At 45.2% G+C, this 14436-nt stretch carries 11 protein-coding genes; 1 reads left to right on the top strand and 10 read right to left on the bottom strand.

Annotation, left to right across the window (positions count from 1 at the left end):
• Positions 1-966: 966 nt before the first annotated feature.
• Positions 967-1167 carry a hypothetical protein gene (locus L3V45_RS08440; RefSeq protein WP_236837340.1) on the top strand — a complete coding sequence of 67 codons (201 nt, stop codon included), beginning with the start codon at positions 967-969 and terminating at the stop codon, positions 1165-1167.
• A gap of 328 nt (positions 1168-1495) precedes the next feature.
• On the opposite strand, the gene mutL is transcribed toward L3V45_RS08440, so the two are convergent.
• From mutL to rny, 10 genes are all read right to left on the bottom strand, one after another.
• A complete protein-coding gene (gene mutL / locus L3V45_RS08435; protein WP_003154106.1) occupies positions 1496-3373 on the bottom strand; it encodes a DNA mismatch repair endonuclease MutL in 1878 nt (625 codons plus the stop codon).
• Positions 3374-3388: 15 nt separating this feature from the next.
• Positions 3389-5974, bottom strand: coding sequence for a DNA mismatch repair protein MutS (gene mutS, locus L3V45_RS08430; protein ID WP_060657369.1), 2586 nt, complete (start codon positions 5972-5974; stop codon positions 3389-3391).
• 118 nt (positions 5975-6092) lie between these two features.
• Positions 6093-6638 carry an outer spore coat protein CotE gene (gene cotE / locus L3V45_RS08425; protein WP_003154111.1) on the bottom strand — a complete coding sequence of 182 codons (546 nt, stop codon included), beginning with the start codon at positions 6636-6638 and terminating at the stop codon, positions 6093-6095.
• A 252-nt stretch (positions 6639-6890) separates the two neighbouring features.
• Positions 6891-7322, bottom strand: a complete 432-nt coding sequence (locus L3V45_RS08420) for a regulatory iron-sulfur-containing complex subunit RicA (protein ID WP_003154113.1) — start codon at positions 7320-7322, stop codon at positions 6891-6893.
• A 2-nt stretch (positions 7323-7324) separates the two neighbouring features.
• Positions 7325-8854, bottom strand: a complete 1530-nt coding sequence (miaB, locus tag L3V45_RS08415) for a tRNA (N6-isopentenyl adenosine(37)-C2)-methylthiotransferase MiaB (protein ID WP_003154116.1) — start codon at positions 8852-8854, stop codon at positions 7325-7327.
• 142 nt (positions 8855-8996) lie between these two features.
• Positions 8997-10175: a glycine C-acetyltransferase gene (locus L3V45_RS08410; RefSeq protein WP_088412322.1), complete on the bottom strand. Its 1179-nt coding sequence runs from the start codon at positions 10173-10175 to the stop codon at positions 8997-8999.
• A gap of 12 nt (positions 10176-10187) precedes the next feature.
• Positions 10188-11234 (bottom strand): L-threonine 3-dehydrogenase, encoded by a 1047-nt coding sequence (gene tdh, locus L3V45_RS08405; RefSeq protein ID WP_234949695.1) that lies wholly within the window; start codon positions 11232-11234, stop codon positions 10188-10190.
• Positions 11235-11492: 258 nt separating this feature from the next.
• The gene (spoVS, locus tag L3V45_RS08400) at positions 11493-11753 is read right to left on the bottom strand and encodes a stage V sporulation protein SpoVS (RefSeq protein ID WP_003154135.1); all 261 of its coding nucleotides are present in this window, start codon (positions 11751-11753) and stop codon (positions 11493-11495) included.
• A 199-nt stretch (positions 11754-11952) separates the two neighbouring features.
• Positions 11953-12747, bottom strand: coding sequence for a TIGR00282 family metallophosphoesterase (locus tag L3V45_RS08395; RefSeq protein WP_003154137.1), 795 nt, complete (start codon positions 12745-12747; stop codon positions 11953-11955).
• A gap of 60 nt (positions 12748-12807) precedes the next feature.
• A complete protein-coding gene (rny, locus tag L3V45_RS08390) occupies positions 12808-14367 on the bottom strand; it encodes a ribonuclease Y (protein ID WP_003154140.1) in 1560 nt (519 codons plus the stop codon).
• Positions 14368-14436 lie beyond the last annotated feature (69 nt).

Genomic DNA, 14436 nt, shown 5'->3' with positions numbered 1-14436 from the left:
TTTCCGGTAAAGTTTAAAAAACTTTCTGCTCCCGCCAAAAGCACCAGTCTGGGTCTTTTTTACAAATTGCTATGCTGATATATAAGGAAATCAGAATATTAATTCAGATGAATTCTTTAGGGAATTTTATTCAGAAAATGAAGGATGAATATGAGTTTCGGATAAAAAGAAAACAAATTGAGCTTTTGTTTTGAGAAGCAATTACAGAAGCGGCCGGAGGAGATAATCAGTTTTTAGAAATGACCCGCAATTAAGATTATTATTTTAATCCTTTTCTTCAAGATAAACTAAACCACACGGGCTCTCGACAGAATACCTTAGTTCTTACACCGAATTCAACGTTATGTTGACATTAACATAATTGAACTGAGAAAAGTACGGCTTAATTTACACTCTTTTCTTTTGCGAGAAAACCGTTCAAAAACCAGTCTAGCTGCAACAATTCACGAAAGCGTCGCGCTTGAAAAAGACGTCAGCTGAAGACGATTTATATTTGATTATTGACAAGGAGCTCAGATGTTTTTTTAGGGCTAAATAAAGTTATCTTTTTACTGTGCAAAAACAAAACTAACATAAAATCATTAAGTGTAAAAAGTAAATATTAAGATTTAGACAAATAGACTATGTTATATGGGTCGGAGTTTACTGCTCAAGGTGATTTGTCCTGAGCTATAAAAGCACTGAGAGCAGCTCGGGACGCAATACCTACTAAAGTTAAAGCTGCTATGGGTGGAATCGGCGGTTTTGAAATAATTCTTAATATCATTGACAATTTTACTGGTGCAGTTGAAGATGCGTGCTATGCGGATGCTCTAAAAGTAACTGGCAACCAGGCAGCAACTTTGTGGGTTACTAAAACTCTTATGCTTTTCCTTTAAACGGGGCTATTGTTGGTGTTTAACAAATTTATCCTGTGTTAAGCTTTAAAGTGATTATTTTCTAAAGTGTTTAAGATCGGAGGTAACTATGGAAAATAAAAGAAACGCTAAACCGAATCCAAAAGCTGTAAGAATTCTAACTTACATCATTCCTATAGGGCTTATCCTTGTTCTTAAGAATATTAATACCGCAGCAGCGGAAATTTCATTTTATATTGTTGCTGTTGGTGTGGTTCTCTTAGTGGTTTTCAGTTTGATCAAAAATAGAAAATACCGCAGGAAGAACTAAATGTAAGGGGGGCTAATCACTAGTCCCCCTTGACTGACTTGCGGATAGTATAACCCGCCAAATTCCAATTTTATTTAAATTCTTCCCCATCTCTTCCCTGTGACTTTGTAAAAGCAGGTACCCGCATACAGAGTATTCATCTTGTACTTCAGGGATCCTTCCCAAATAACTGGATGTTAAACAAATTATCTTCATGATTTCGGTATACCATGCAACAATTATGCCAGAAATTAAAAAACTCAAAAGTTATCTCTGAAAGGCTGGGTCATTCAAACTAGTAAGGCTGCTTGTGGGTAAATAACGGTTTAGTCTCACATAAACGTTGTTATTACATCACACGCTTAAACATCTTCTCCATCTCATACGTACTGTGGTGGATAATGATCGGCCGGCCGTGCGGGCATGTGAACGGGTCTGTCGTTCGGCGCAGGTCGTCCAAGAGCGCTTTGATTTCGTCGTTTCTCAAATGGCGGTTCGCTTTGATTGAGCCTTTGCAGCTCATCATAATGGCCGCTTCCTCCCGGAGTTTTTTAATATCGATCTGTTTGGCGTCAAGCACCTGCTGAATGATTTCTTCAATCAGTTCAGCTTCTTCCCCTTTTGGAAACCAGGCCGGATGGCAGCGGACGATGTAGCTGTTCGTGCCGAATGCTTCTAAAAATACTCCGACGCTTTCAAGCTCATGCTGATGCTGGTCAATGATCAGCGCTTCATTTGCCGCATAATGAAAGGTGAGCGGCACGATCATATCCTGCACTTCAGGCTCGACCTGCCCGACTTTCTCCCGGAAATATTCGTATTTAATCCGTTCTTGCGCCGCATGCTGGTCAATGATATACAAGCCGTTTTCGTTTTGGGCTAAAATATATGTCCCGTGCATTTGGCCGATCGGATACATCACCGGAACTCTTTCTTCCCGTATTTCTTCAGAGTCAGCCTCCTCTTCAGGCTCCGGAATATCGGAAACAGGCGCTTCCGTTACCGGCATGCCGAGCTCCGGCGGCACTCCGTGACCTGCTTCATCCGGCAGGGACTCTTCTTCTATGACCGGCTCCGGCTCTTTTACGACCGAACTCAGCTTCATCGGTGAGTAAGACGGCTCCGGCGTTTTTTCAGGAAGTTTCCGCTCAGGCGCGCTTTCCTCGAATGTCATAAATTGCTGTTCGTTTTTGGCCGGTGCCGGCGCTGTTTTTTTCGGGAGCTGGGCGCTCGGAATAAGCCGCTGCTTTTGAAACACTTCCTTTATCCCGTCACGGATCAGCTCATGCAGCTCCGTCTCTTTGCTGAGGCGGACTTCAAGCTTCGACGGATGGACATTGACATCGACCAAAATCGGGTCCATCGTAATTTCGATAAACGTAATCGGATGGCGGCCGATCGGCAGAAGTGTGTGATAGCCCTCATGCACCGCTTTTACAAGCGGAAAATTCTTAATGTATCTGCCGTTAATGACAGATGACATGTAGTTTCTGGATGCACGCGTGATTTCCGGAAGCGCGATGTAGCCCTTGACTTCAAAATCAAGCGAGCTGACATGGAGCGGTATCATTTTTTTCGCAACCGCCGTCCCGTAAATTGCGGCCAGCACATGGCGCACGTCCCCGTTACCGTTTGTCTGCAACAGATTTTTCCCCTGATGGCGCAGACGGATGGATACTTCCGGATGCGCAAGAGCAATCCGGTTGACAACATCCGTAATATTGCCGAGCTCCGTATGCACGGTTTTCATATATTTCAATCTGGCGGGCGTATTGAAAAACAGGTTGGTAACGATAATCTCCGTTCCTTTTCTGCTGGAGGATTTCTGCTCAGAAATGATATTCCCGCCCTGAAGAATGAGATGGGTTCCCGCCCCCTCTCCGATGCTCGTTTTGATTTCCAGATGAGAAACAGACGCGATACTTGGCAAAGCTTCTCCGCGGAAACCGAGTGTTCTCACCCGGAACAGGTCGTTTTCATCTTTGATTTTACTGGTCGCGTGGCGGCGGAAAGCCCGCTTGCAATCATCGGTTTCCATCCCTTCGCCGTTATCGAGCACCCGAATCGACGAAAGCCCCGCTTCCTCTATGTCGATCTCAATGACTGTGCTGTTTGCGTCAATGGCGTTTTCCACCAATTCTTTAACGACTGAGGCAGGCCGTTCGACCACCTCGCCGGCCGCTATTTTATTCGAAAGTTCATCTGACAGCTGGATGACTTTTGCCAAGTCCGTCACCTCTTTCTATTTTAATTTTTTTTGCAGCTTGTACATTTCATTCATCGCCTCAAGCGGCGTCATATCGAGAATATTGATTGACTTAAAAGCTTCAAGCACTTGTTTTTCTTTATTAGAAACCGCCGGTGCCTTCTGTTCTTTTTCACCGTCAGCAAAAAAGGACAGCTGTGCCGGTTCTTCTTTGACGGCGGGCTTTTTCTCAGGTGCCGCCGGAAGCTCCGGTTTATCTCCCGTCTGCTCAAGCTGTTTCAAAATCTCCTGCGCGCGGCTGATCAGATCGTCCGGGAGCTCCGCAAGCTGGGCGACATGAATGCCGTAACTTTTATCTGCGGCTCCTTCTTTGATTTGATGGAGAAACACGACCGTTCCGTTATATTCCTCTGCACGCACATGAACGTTTTTCAGCTGAGGAAGCTTATCTTCAAGCACCGTCAGCTCATGATAATGCGTGCTGAACAGTGTTTTAGCGCCGATATGATCATGAACATATTCAATAATCGCCTGTGCCAGCGCCATTCCGTCGTACGTTGATGTCCCGCGGCCGATTTCATCAAACAGGATCAGGCTGTCTTTTGTGGCGTTCACAATCGCGTTTTTCGCTTCCAGCATTTCCACCATAAAGGTGCTTTGTCCGGAAATCAAATCATCCGCTGCCCCGATTCTCGTGAAGATTTGATCAAAAATCGGCAGAACCGCTTCTTTTGCGGGCACAAAACAGCCGATCTGGGCCATGATCGATAGAAGTGCGATCTGTCTCATGTACGTGCTTTTACCTGACATATTCGGACCCGTAATCAGGAGCATTTCCCGCGAATCGCCCATCAAGCAGTTGTTCGGCACGTATTCTTGACTGTCCATCACCTTTTCAACGACGGGGTGTCTCCCTTCAATGACTTTTACTTCATTATCAGAAAAGACGGGCTTTGTGTAATGCCTGTTTTCACTGATCGTAGCAAAGCATTGCAACGCATCCAGCTCACTCATTTGTTTGGCAAGACGCTGCAGACGCGGAATAAATTGTTTGACCTTTTCACGCAGACCGGCAAAAAGCTCATATTCCAGCTCGCAGATGTTGTTTTCCGCTTCTAAAATAAGCGCTTCTTTTTCCTTCAATTCCGGCGTAATGTACCGTTCGGCGTTTGTGAGGGTCTGCTTCCGCTCATACCGCCCGTCCTCAAGCAGATGAAGGTTTGCTTTTGTGACTTCAATATAATAGCCGAACACTTTATTGAAACCGACCTTTAATGAACGGATGCCCGTATAAGCGCGTTCCTGCTGCTCCAGTCTGGCAATCCAGTCTTTACCGTTTTTGCTGGCGTCACGGTACTCATCGAGCTTCTGATGATAGCCGTCTTTAATTAAGTTGCCTTCTTTTAACGATAACGGCGGGTTTTCATGAAGGGCTTCTTCTAACAGGTCAAGCAAATCTCCGCACGGATCAATCAAGCCGGCGCGTTCTTTTGCTTTTTTATGGTTAAGAGATCCTACAAGCTCTTTAATGCTCGGCACTTGTTTTAAAGATTCTTTCAGCTGGATTAAATCTCTTGCGTTGACGTTTCCGAATGCGACCCGGCCCGCCAGACGTTCTAAATCGTATACTTCCTTCAGGCGCTCGCGCAGATCTTCACGCTCAAACAGATGATTGATCAGCGTCTCGACCATTTCCTGGCGTTCTTCGATTTGGGATGCCCTGATCAGCGGGCGGTCAATCCATTGTTTGAGAAGCCGGCCGCCCATTGCTGTTTTCGTCTCGTCTAAAAGCCAAAGCAATGACCCTTTTTTGCTTTTCGAACGGATCGTTTCCGTCAGCTCAAGATTCCGTTTTGAATACAGGTCAATTTTCATCGCTTCTTCCAATTCATATACTTGAACCGGCTGCAGATGATCCAGGCTCCGTTTTTGCGTTTTCTGCAAATACGTATATAAACGCATAAACGTCTCTGTCAGCTCTTCGCCCGGCAAGTGCTTTGCGATTTCAATGCGTTCTGTTATTTCCCCGTCTTCGATGGAAATCGTTGCGCCGCACCGTTCTTTCAGCCGAGCAGCCGTATGTTCGTTAAACTTGCTTGATACGACAATTTCCTTTGCGCCGACTGAGTAAATTTCTGACATGACATCTTCAATCCGCTCAATAAATACGGCCAGGTTTTCTCCGGTCGTTAAGTCTGATAAAGCGAGACCGTATCCGTTACGAAATTCGGAAACGGAAGCGATAAAGTTGTTTTCCGACTCATGGATGCCTTTTCCATCCATCACGGTTCCCGGGGTGATCAGCTGGACGACTTCTCTTTTTACAACGCCTTTAGCCGCCTTCGGATCTTCCGTCTGCTCACAGATCGCCACTTTATAGCCCTTTTTAATCAGCTGTTCAATATAAGCCGCCGCGGAATGATACGGCACGCCGCACATCGGAATTTTATCAGCCGAACCTCCGTCTCTGCTTGTCAGTGTAATTTCAAGCTCTTGCGACGCTTTTTTTGCATCTTCAAAAAACATTTCATAAAAGTCACCAAGCCGAAAAAATAAAAAGGCATCTTGGTGCTCTGCCTTTATCTTCAAGTATTGCTGTATCATAGGCGTGTAACTAGCCATCATTTAATCCCTCACTATGTATCTTCTCTTATCCGAATCCCATTATAACATAAACAAAAGAGTGATATCTTTATATATAAAAAAGAGACTCGGGGTGTTAAACTCCCCTAGCCTCAACTTATTCTTCAGGATCTCCGACTAAAAATTCAGGGTTAATGTCCTCTAATTCTTCGTCAAGATCGTCTTCCCAATCATCATCATCGTCTTCTTCCCAGTCAGGATTGACTTCGACGACGACTTTCGTTTCACCGACCACTTCTGCTAAAAATTCCCTCTCTGCCTGAACCACGATTTTATTTCCGTTAGGAGAAATGGTGACTTCAAGACAATTCGGCTGCTGCAGCACTTTGGCAATGACTTCGTGTTCGTCATCTAAGTAATTTGTATCTCTGTATCTGAGTTTAATCACATCGACATACTTTACTCTCTCGGTTACAACTTCCGTTTTTGTATTATCGGCGTAAGAGTACCAGACGTTTATATCATAATACCCTTCAATTTCTACAGTCTTCCCGATCTTTTCGGCATCGTACTTGTGGTTGATAATCCAGCCGCCCAGTATACTTGACGGTTTTTCTCCAGGCGAGATCGTGTTGGTGCATTGGGTGAATTTTCTTCCTTTCGCAACTACCGCTTTCGTAATAATTTCCCTGTATTCAGACATTCCGGCAGGCCTCCTTGTTCTTCTTCGTGTTATCTTATGCTGGGCATTTGTCTCATGTGCATTTTTATAATAAAAATATAAAAATACAAAGTTTCTGTTTCATTGTATGCAGCCCTGCCCAGAAACTTTACTTTTAAGTATGATAAAACTTTCCAGTAAAAATAGGACAAAACGTTGAGACAATGAAAATTTAGTACATATTACAATTAGTTCTCAAACAGAAAAAAACACGGGCCGATGAAGGCCCCGTGTTTAAATAGAACAGCTGTTATTCGAATGTTTTACTTTTGAACCGGTTTCTCCCGTCAGCAGGTTGCCTCCGGTAGATGTAATAATTTCGTTTGTCACCTGATTTGAGATCGTATGTGCGACAAGCTGAAGAAGGTCATTGACCTCAATCTGGGAATCTCTGAATTCCTGAATGATCGGAATCCCTTCAAGCTCTTCCTGCAGGGCGTCAATTTTACTTTCCACTTGTTTCAGCGCTTCAAGCTTTTCGTAGTGCTTCAGGTTAACGGCTTGCTTTTGCAGGGTTTTAATCTGATTAATAATCGCAGAGACTTTTTCATTTTCGTTAATCTGCGCCTCGGCGCGTTTGAAAAAATCAACTTCTTCTGTTTCAGAAATCATTTTCGCAAGGTTCCTAGCCTGCTGTACAATGTCTTTCTTTGAGTAAAGCGTCATTATTATTTCACCTCGATTGCTTCTCCTGCCATCACACCGTCAAGCGACCATGTTTTCGCCTGTTCGATTTTGACGCGTACAATCTTGCCGATGGCGTCTTTCGGCCCTTTGAAGTTGACGAGCTTGCTTTTTTCCGTATAGCCGGCAAGAATGTCAGGGTTATTTTTGCTTTCTCCCTCAACTAATACTTCGACAGTCCTGCCTTCATATTCCTTCATTTTTTTGGCTGAAATTTCTTTCACCAAATCATTAAGGCGCTGAAGACGTTCTTTCTTGACCCTCATCGGAACATTGTCTTTCATCTTCGCTGCCGGCGTGCCTTCACGAGGAGAGTAAATAAACGTATATGCGCTGTCAAATTCCACTTCGCGATATAACGAAAGCGTTTCTTCAAATTGTTCATCGGTTTCATTCGGAAAACCGACAATAATATCGGTCGTCAGTGAAGCGTTCGGCATCGCCGCTTTAATTTTTCCGACAAGCTCCAGATAGCGTTCTCGGTCATATTTACGGGCCATCATTTTTAACATCGCTGAGCTTCCTGATTGAACCGGAAGATGGATATGGTCTAAAAGGTTGCCGCCTTTGGCGAGCACTTCGATCAGATGATCATCAAAGTCACGCGGATGACTCGTCGTGAACCGGATTCTCGGAATATCAATTTTACGCAGTTCGTCCATTAAATCACCGAGACCGTACGTCATATCCTCAAAATCTTTTCCGTACGCATTCACGTTTTGACCGAGCAGCGTGATTTCTTTATAGCCTTCGCTTGCAAGTCTTCTGACTTCCTGGATAATTTCCTCAGGACGGCGGCTTCGTTCTTTTCCGCGGGTATACGGTACGATGCAGTATGTGCAGAACTTGTCGCAGCCGTACATAATGTTGACCCAGCCTTTAATTTTTCCGTTGCGGACTTTCGGAAGGTTCTCAATGACATCCCCTTCTTTCGACCACACTTCAATGACCATCTCTTTTGATAAATATGCCTCTGATAACAGTTCCGGCAGACGGTGAATGTTGTGCGTGCCGAAAATCATATCGACAAACGGGTGCTTCTTAAGGATGCGGTTTACGACTGATTCTTCCTGTGACATGCAGCCGCAGACGCCGAGAATCAAGTCCGGGTTGTTTTTTTTAAGCGCCTTTAAATGGCCGAGCTCTCCGAACACTTTGTTTTCAGCGTTTTCCCGGATGGCGCAAGTGTTTAATAAAATAACGTTCGCGTCATCAACCGAATTTGTCGCTTCATAACCGAGCGCCATAAAAATACCCGCCATGACTTCCGTATCATGCTCGTTCATTTGGCATCCGTACGTGCGGATATAAAATTTCCTGCCTTCACCAAGGCCTTTAAATTCTTCAGAGATTTTAAAATCGTTATGATATTGAACGGATTCTTTGCCCCGTTTTTTCGCATCTTTTAAAGAAGGCGGAATATATACGGCTTCAAAATACTTGCTGTAATCCTTTTCGGATTTTTTGTCCGCCGGATTCACTTGTCCGCTTTCCTGCTTTTGCTTTTCATTCATGTTCGAATGTCTCCTTTCAACCGAAACTTCCACCCTCAAGTATACTGGTTAAAAGCGTTTGGCACAACCGCCAGCCTATTATTGTACACCTTATTGAGAATAAGAATCAATAAGAAATAAAAAAGAGGGAATCATTTCCCCCTTACACAAGCTGAAGCTCTTTTGCGGCTGAACGGATTACTTCCAGGGCCCGGTCAAGCTCCTCTTTTGTATGCTCCGCCGTAATAATGGTGCGGATTCTCGCTTTTCTTTGGGCGACCGTCGGATACACGATGCTTTGTGCAAACACGCCGCGGGTCAATAAAAGGTCTGATAATGCCTGGGCTTTTTCTTCCTCCCCTATTAATATCGGCACGATCGGTGTTTCGCTTTTTGTGAGGGTCAGCCCCATTTGAACCAGTTTGTCTTTGAAATACGCCGTGTTCTCCCATAGCTTTTCCATATGCTCAGGCTCTTCCAGCAGGACGTCAATGGCTTCTATGCATGCGGCCGTTACTGCAGGCGGATGAGAAGTGCTGAATAAGAAAGGACGCCCTTTATGGCGCAGGTAATCGATCAGAACCTGCGACCCTGCGGCGTAACCGCCAAGCACTCCGATGGCTTTGCTTAATGTGCCCACCTGTATGTGGACTCTTCCGTCAAGCCCGAAGTGATTAACCGTCCCCCTTCCGTTTTTTCCGAGTACGCCGGAAGCATGCGCATCGTCGACCATCACAAAGGCATCGTACGCCTCTGCAAGTTTGACGATGTCAGGCAAAGGAGCGATGTTGCCGTCCATTGAGAATACGCCGTCGGTGACGATCAGGCGCATGCGGTAATTCATTGATTTTTTCAGCACCCTTTCCAAATCGTCCATATCAACATGGCGGTACACCTTTTTATCTGCTTTTGTCAGCCTGATCCCGTCAATAATGGAAGCATGGTTCAGTTCGTCAGAGATCACGATATCTTCTTTTGTAAGAATGCTTGATAAGACGCCCTGATTCGTTGTGAACCCCGATTGAAAAACAAGTGCCGCTTCTGTTTTTTTAAAGGTTGCCAATTTTTTCTCCAGCTCATTGTGCATTGTGAATGTTCCGGCGATTGTACGGACGGACCCCGTACCCGCTCCGAATTCTTCCGCGGCGCGTTTGGCCGCTTCGACAAGTCTTGGATGCGACGTCAAACCGAGATAATTGTTCGATGAAAGCTGTATCACGTTTTCCCCTTTGACTTCCACCGACGGACCCTGCTTCGTTTCAATTTGTTTCATTTGCTGCCACGTTTTATTTTCTTTCATTTTATCAAGCTCTGCTTTTAGAAATTCAAATTCTTTCATTATAGAACCCTCCCCTTATGGAATCAAAATGACTTTGCCGCACTGTCCCTTTCTCATCAGGTCAAACCCTTTTTCAAAGTCTTCAAGCGGAAACTGATGCGTGATCACCGGCGTCAGATCAACAAGGCCGGATTCAAGCAGGTGCGATACCTGCCGCCATGTTTCAAACATTTTTCTGCCTGTGATGCCTTGGACGGTAAGTCCTTTAAACACCACGTCATTTGTCAGGTCAACCGTCACCGGACGTTCCGGCAGACTCAGCATGTGGAACCTCCCCCCGTTGGCCGCCATCTTTAATCCTTGTGTTATGGCTGCCGGGTGGCCTGACATTTCGCAGACAAGGTCGATCCCTTCTCCGCCTGTTAAGGTGTCGATCACCTCAAGCGGATCTTCCACATCAGCTGAAATGGTGATCGCAGCTCCCAATTTCTTCGCAAGAGCCAGCCTGTAATCATTTTTATCAATGGCCGCAATACGGGATGCACCGGCCGCTTTAGCCACCGCCACCGCCATCAGCCCGATCGGTCCGCAGCCGATAATTGCAGCGGAACCGCCCGCAAGCCGGCTGCTTTCCAGCACCGTATGCACCGCGTTGCCAAGCGGCTCTTGAACAGAGGCGACGGCGGGGTCCATATCAGCGGGGTTTTTCCAAACATTTCGGGCCGGCACTTTGACATATTCAGCGAAGGAGCCGGCTGTATCTACGCCGAGGATCTTTGTATGGGTGCACACATGATGTTTTCCTGTTAAACACGGGACACAAGTACCGCAGACGAAGTGGGTTTCAGCCGAAACGTAGTCACCTATTTTGACATTTGTGACGTGCTTACCCGTTTCCGCTACGATACCGCTGAATTCATGTCCGAATACTTGAGGTGTTTTGATTCGTTTCTGCGCCCATTGATCCCAATTATAAATATGCACATCTGTACCGCATATAGATGCGGCCTGTACTTTAATGAGAACTTCATTCTCATTAATGGAAGGTATGGGAATTTCTTTCAGAGTTGCTCCGAAAGCGTTTTCATTTTTAACGATAGCTTTCATCTTTCCTCCCAACATGTACACTCCTCCTCGAAAAAACACTGTAATAACTGGATTGTAACATGAGATAAAAAGGAGGTAAACACCAGTGTCCACTCGAGGAAAACAACTGCTTCCGTCCGGAAAAATGGGCGGGATTTTTTTTGAATATTATATGAATAAAGCCATTTATCATCTCTTCGTACTATCAATATAATATTGTGAGAAAATATGACAGCAATAAAAACAACCTGCTCGCCTTACGCAAGCAGGTTGAGAATGTACATGTTTTTGTTTTTAACGGGGTTCGACGATTAACTTAATCGCCGTTCTTTCTTCTCCGTCAATCTGTATATCTGTAAAAGCCGGAATACAAATCAAATCTACGCCGCTTGGCGCGACAAAGCCTCTGGCAATCGCAACCGCTTTAACAGCCTGGTTTAAGGCACCCGCCCCAATTGCTTGAATTTCGGCGGCTCCGCGTTCCCTCAATACGCCGGCAAGCGCGCCTGCTACTGAATTTGGACTTGATTTTGCTGAAACTTTTAAGATTTCCATTTCTGCTCCCCCTTAGTTTTACAATGGATAAGTGAGTGTTCATTAGAACAATCATTATTAGATGTTGCTATCCAAAAAGCCATCCCCACAATGCTTTTCAAAAATAGCGGGCTACCTTCCATTTCTACTATATTCACTAAGAAGTTGCTATATTCCTGCTTTTCCTTTTAATATTTTTATAAAATAAACACATGATCACCTATTCAAAGAACATATGGTCATCATTGATTAATATCCGTTCGATATTTACGGCCTTTTTCGTTTGATCGTCGATGTCAATGAGCACTCCGCTCAGCGTAGTTTTACCTTCCGCCACCGTAAACCGGACGGGAAGATTGGTTTTAAACCGCTTGATGACCGTTTCTCTGTCCATACCGAGAATTCCGTCGTACGGACCCGTCATGCCTACATCAGTAATATATGCCGTTCCTTTCGGCAAAATGCGGTTATCTGCCGTTTGCACGTGTGTATGGGTGCCTACCACGGCAGAGGCTCTTCCGTCTGTATACCAGCCGATCGCAATTTTTTCGCTTGTCGCTTCCGCGTGAAAATCAATAAAAATGTACGGTGTGCGCTTTTTCGCTTCTTCTATTAATTCATCCGCTTTAGCAAACGGATCATCAAGCGGCGGGAGAAACGTCCGCCCCTGTAAATTAATGACGGCAAGCTCTTTTCCGTTCGATTTAATATAAGTAATGCCTTTGCCCGGCGTACCTTCCGGGAAATTCGCCGGCCGGACAAGATGCGGCACATCATCAATAAAGTCGAAGATCTCTCTTTTATCCCACGTATGGTTTCCCATTGTAATGGCGTCGGCTCCCGCTTCCATCAGGCTGTGGTAGATCTTTTCCGTCAGTCCTTTTCCGTGTGCTGCATTTTCTCCGTTAATAATTGTAAAATGCGGTTTATGTTTCGCTTTCAGTTTCGGGACATATTCTTTTACCATGTCGCGGCCCGGGGAACCGACAACATCTCCGATAAATAAAATTCTCATACATTCCATTCCTTCCTTTTCAGGGACTCAAAAAAATAAAGTGATGCTTAGCGCATCACTTTATTTTGCATACTCTACGGCTCGAGTTTCTCTGATCACGGTCACTTTAATGTGTCCCGGATAATCAAGCTCGTCCTCAATTCGTTTACGGATATCACGCGCCAAACGATGGGCTTCTAAATCATTAATGGAGTCCGGCTTCACCATGATGCGAACTTCACGGCCGGCCTGAATCGCAAATGATTTTTCAACACCTTCGTAAGACTCGGAGATTTCTTCAAGCTTTTCAAGTCTGCGGATATAGTTTTCGAGCGTTTCACTTCTCGCGCCCGGTCTTGCGGCTGACAGTGCATCAGCGGCAGCAACCAGAACGGCGATAATGGAAGTCGGCTCTTCGTCTCCGTGGTGTGACGCAATACTGTTAATGACGACTGGATGCTCTTTATATTTGGTCGCAAGCTCCACTCCGATTTCCACGTGGCTTCCTTCCACTTCATGGTCAATTGCTTTTCCGATGTCATGCAGAAGACCGGCCCGCTTGGCAAGCTTTGCATCTTCTCCAAGCTCGGAAGCCATTAAACCGGCTAAAAACGCAACTTCCATAGAATGTTTCAGTACGTTCTGCCCGTAGCTTGTACGGAATTTCAACCGGCCGAGGATCTTGATCAGATCCGGGTGAAGTCCGTGAACGCCGACTTCAAACGTCGTCTGCTCACCCATTTCCCGGATATAGTCATCAACCTCACGGCGGGATTTTTCAACCATTTCTTCAATTCGCGCCGGATGAATACGGCCATCCTGAACGAGTTTATCAAGAGCGATTCTTGCCGTCTCCCGTCTGATCGGATCAAATCCGGAAAGAATGACTGCTTCAGGTGTGTCATCAATAATCAGGTCAATACCTGTAAGCGTTTCAAGCGTACGAATATTACGCCCTTCACGGCCGATGATACGTCCTTTCATCTCATCATTCGGAAGATTGACGACCGATACCGTTGTTTCGGCAACATGATCTGCTGCACAGCGCTGCAAAGCAAGCGACAGAATGTTTTTCGCCTTTTTATCTGCCTCTTCTTTCGCACGGTTTTCGGTTTCTTTTGTCATGATGGCGATGTCATGTGAAAGCTCATTTTCAACCCGGTCAAGAATGATTTGTTTCGCTTCATCCCGTGTCAGGCTCGAAATGCGTTCGAGTTCTGACTGCTGCATACGAATCATCTCATCCACTTTGCTTTCCATCTCTTCAATATGTTGTTGTCGTTCATTCAGAGAATGATCTTTCTTCTCCAACATCGCTTCCCGTTTATCAATTCCTTCATGTTTACGGTCAAGATTTTCTTCTTTTTGAAGTAAACGGTTTTCTTGTTTTTGAAGCTCATTTCGTCTTTCACGAACTTCCTGTTCAGCATCTATTCGAAGTGTATGGATTTCGTCCTTTGCTTCAAGCAGAGCTTCTTTTTTCAGTGCTTCAGCATCACGCTTTGCATCTTCAAGGATTTGCTCGGCAGCACCGCGTGCGCCCGCAATCTTTGCTTCGGCAATGGTTTTACGAACATAGTAGCCAACAACTAAACCGAGCAGAGTCAGCAAAATGGAGATGAGAACCGTCATTGGGGTCATACTTTCACCTCCTCTTGCTATGAACTTGGTTTTTGCTTAAATAAGTGCCGGCATGTACATTGTCTGATT

It is taken from the genome of Bacillus sp. R45 (assembly GCF_021729365.1).
In the GTDB taxonomy this organism is placed as follows: Bacteria; Bacillota; Bacilli; order Bacillales; family Bacillaceae; genus Bacillus; species Bacillus velezensis.
Note: the sequence above shows the minus strand (reverse complement) of the source record. Positions and strands in the feature narration are given on the sequence as shown.

Bases quoted from the DNA above. Each gene is read 5' to 3' on its own strand.
- mutS (WP_060657369.1), bottom strand. From the start codon at position 5,974: ATGGCTAGTTACACGCCTATGATACAGCAATACTTGAAGATAAAGGCA.
- tdh (WP_234949695.1), bottom strand. From the start codon at position 11,234: ATGTTGGGAGGAAAGATGAAAGCTATCGTTAAAAATGAAAACGCTTTC.
- L3V45_RS08440 (WP_236837340.1), top strand. From the start codon at position 967: ATGGAAAATAAAAGAAACGCTAAACCGAATCCAAAAGCTGTAAGAATT.
- L3V45_RS08395 (WP_003154137.1), bottom strand. From the start codon at position 12,747: ATGAGAATTTTATTTATCGGAGATGTTGTCGGTTCCCCGGGCCGCGAC.
- rny (WP_003154140.1), bottom strand. From the start codon at position 14,367: ATGACCCCAATGACGGTTCTCATCTCCATTTTGCTGACTCTGCTCGGT.
- spoVS (WP_003154135.1), bottom strand. From the start codon at position 11,753: ATGGAAATCTTAAAAGTTTCAGCAAAATCAAGTCCAAATTCAGTAGCA.
- cotE (WP_003154111.1), bottom strand. From the start codon at position 6,638: ATGTCTGAATACAGGGAAATTATTACGAAAGCGGTAGTTGCGAAAGGA.
- miaB (WP_003154116.1), bottom strand. From the start codon at position 8,854: ATGAATGAAAAGCAAAAGCAGGAAAGCGGACAAGTGAATCCGGCGGAC.
- L3V45_RS08420 (WP_003154113.1), bottom strand. From the start codon at position 7,322: ATGACGCTTTACTCAAAGAAAGACATTGTACAGCAGGCTAGGAACCTT.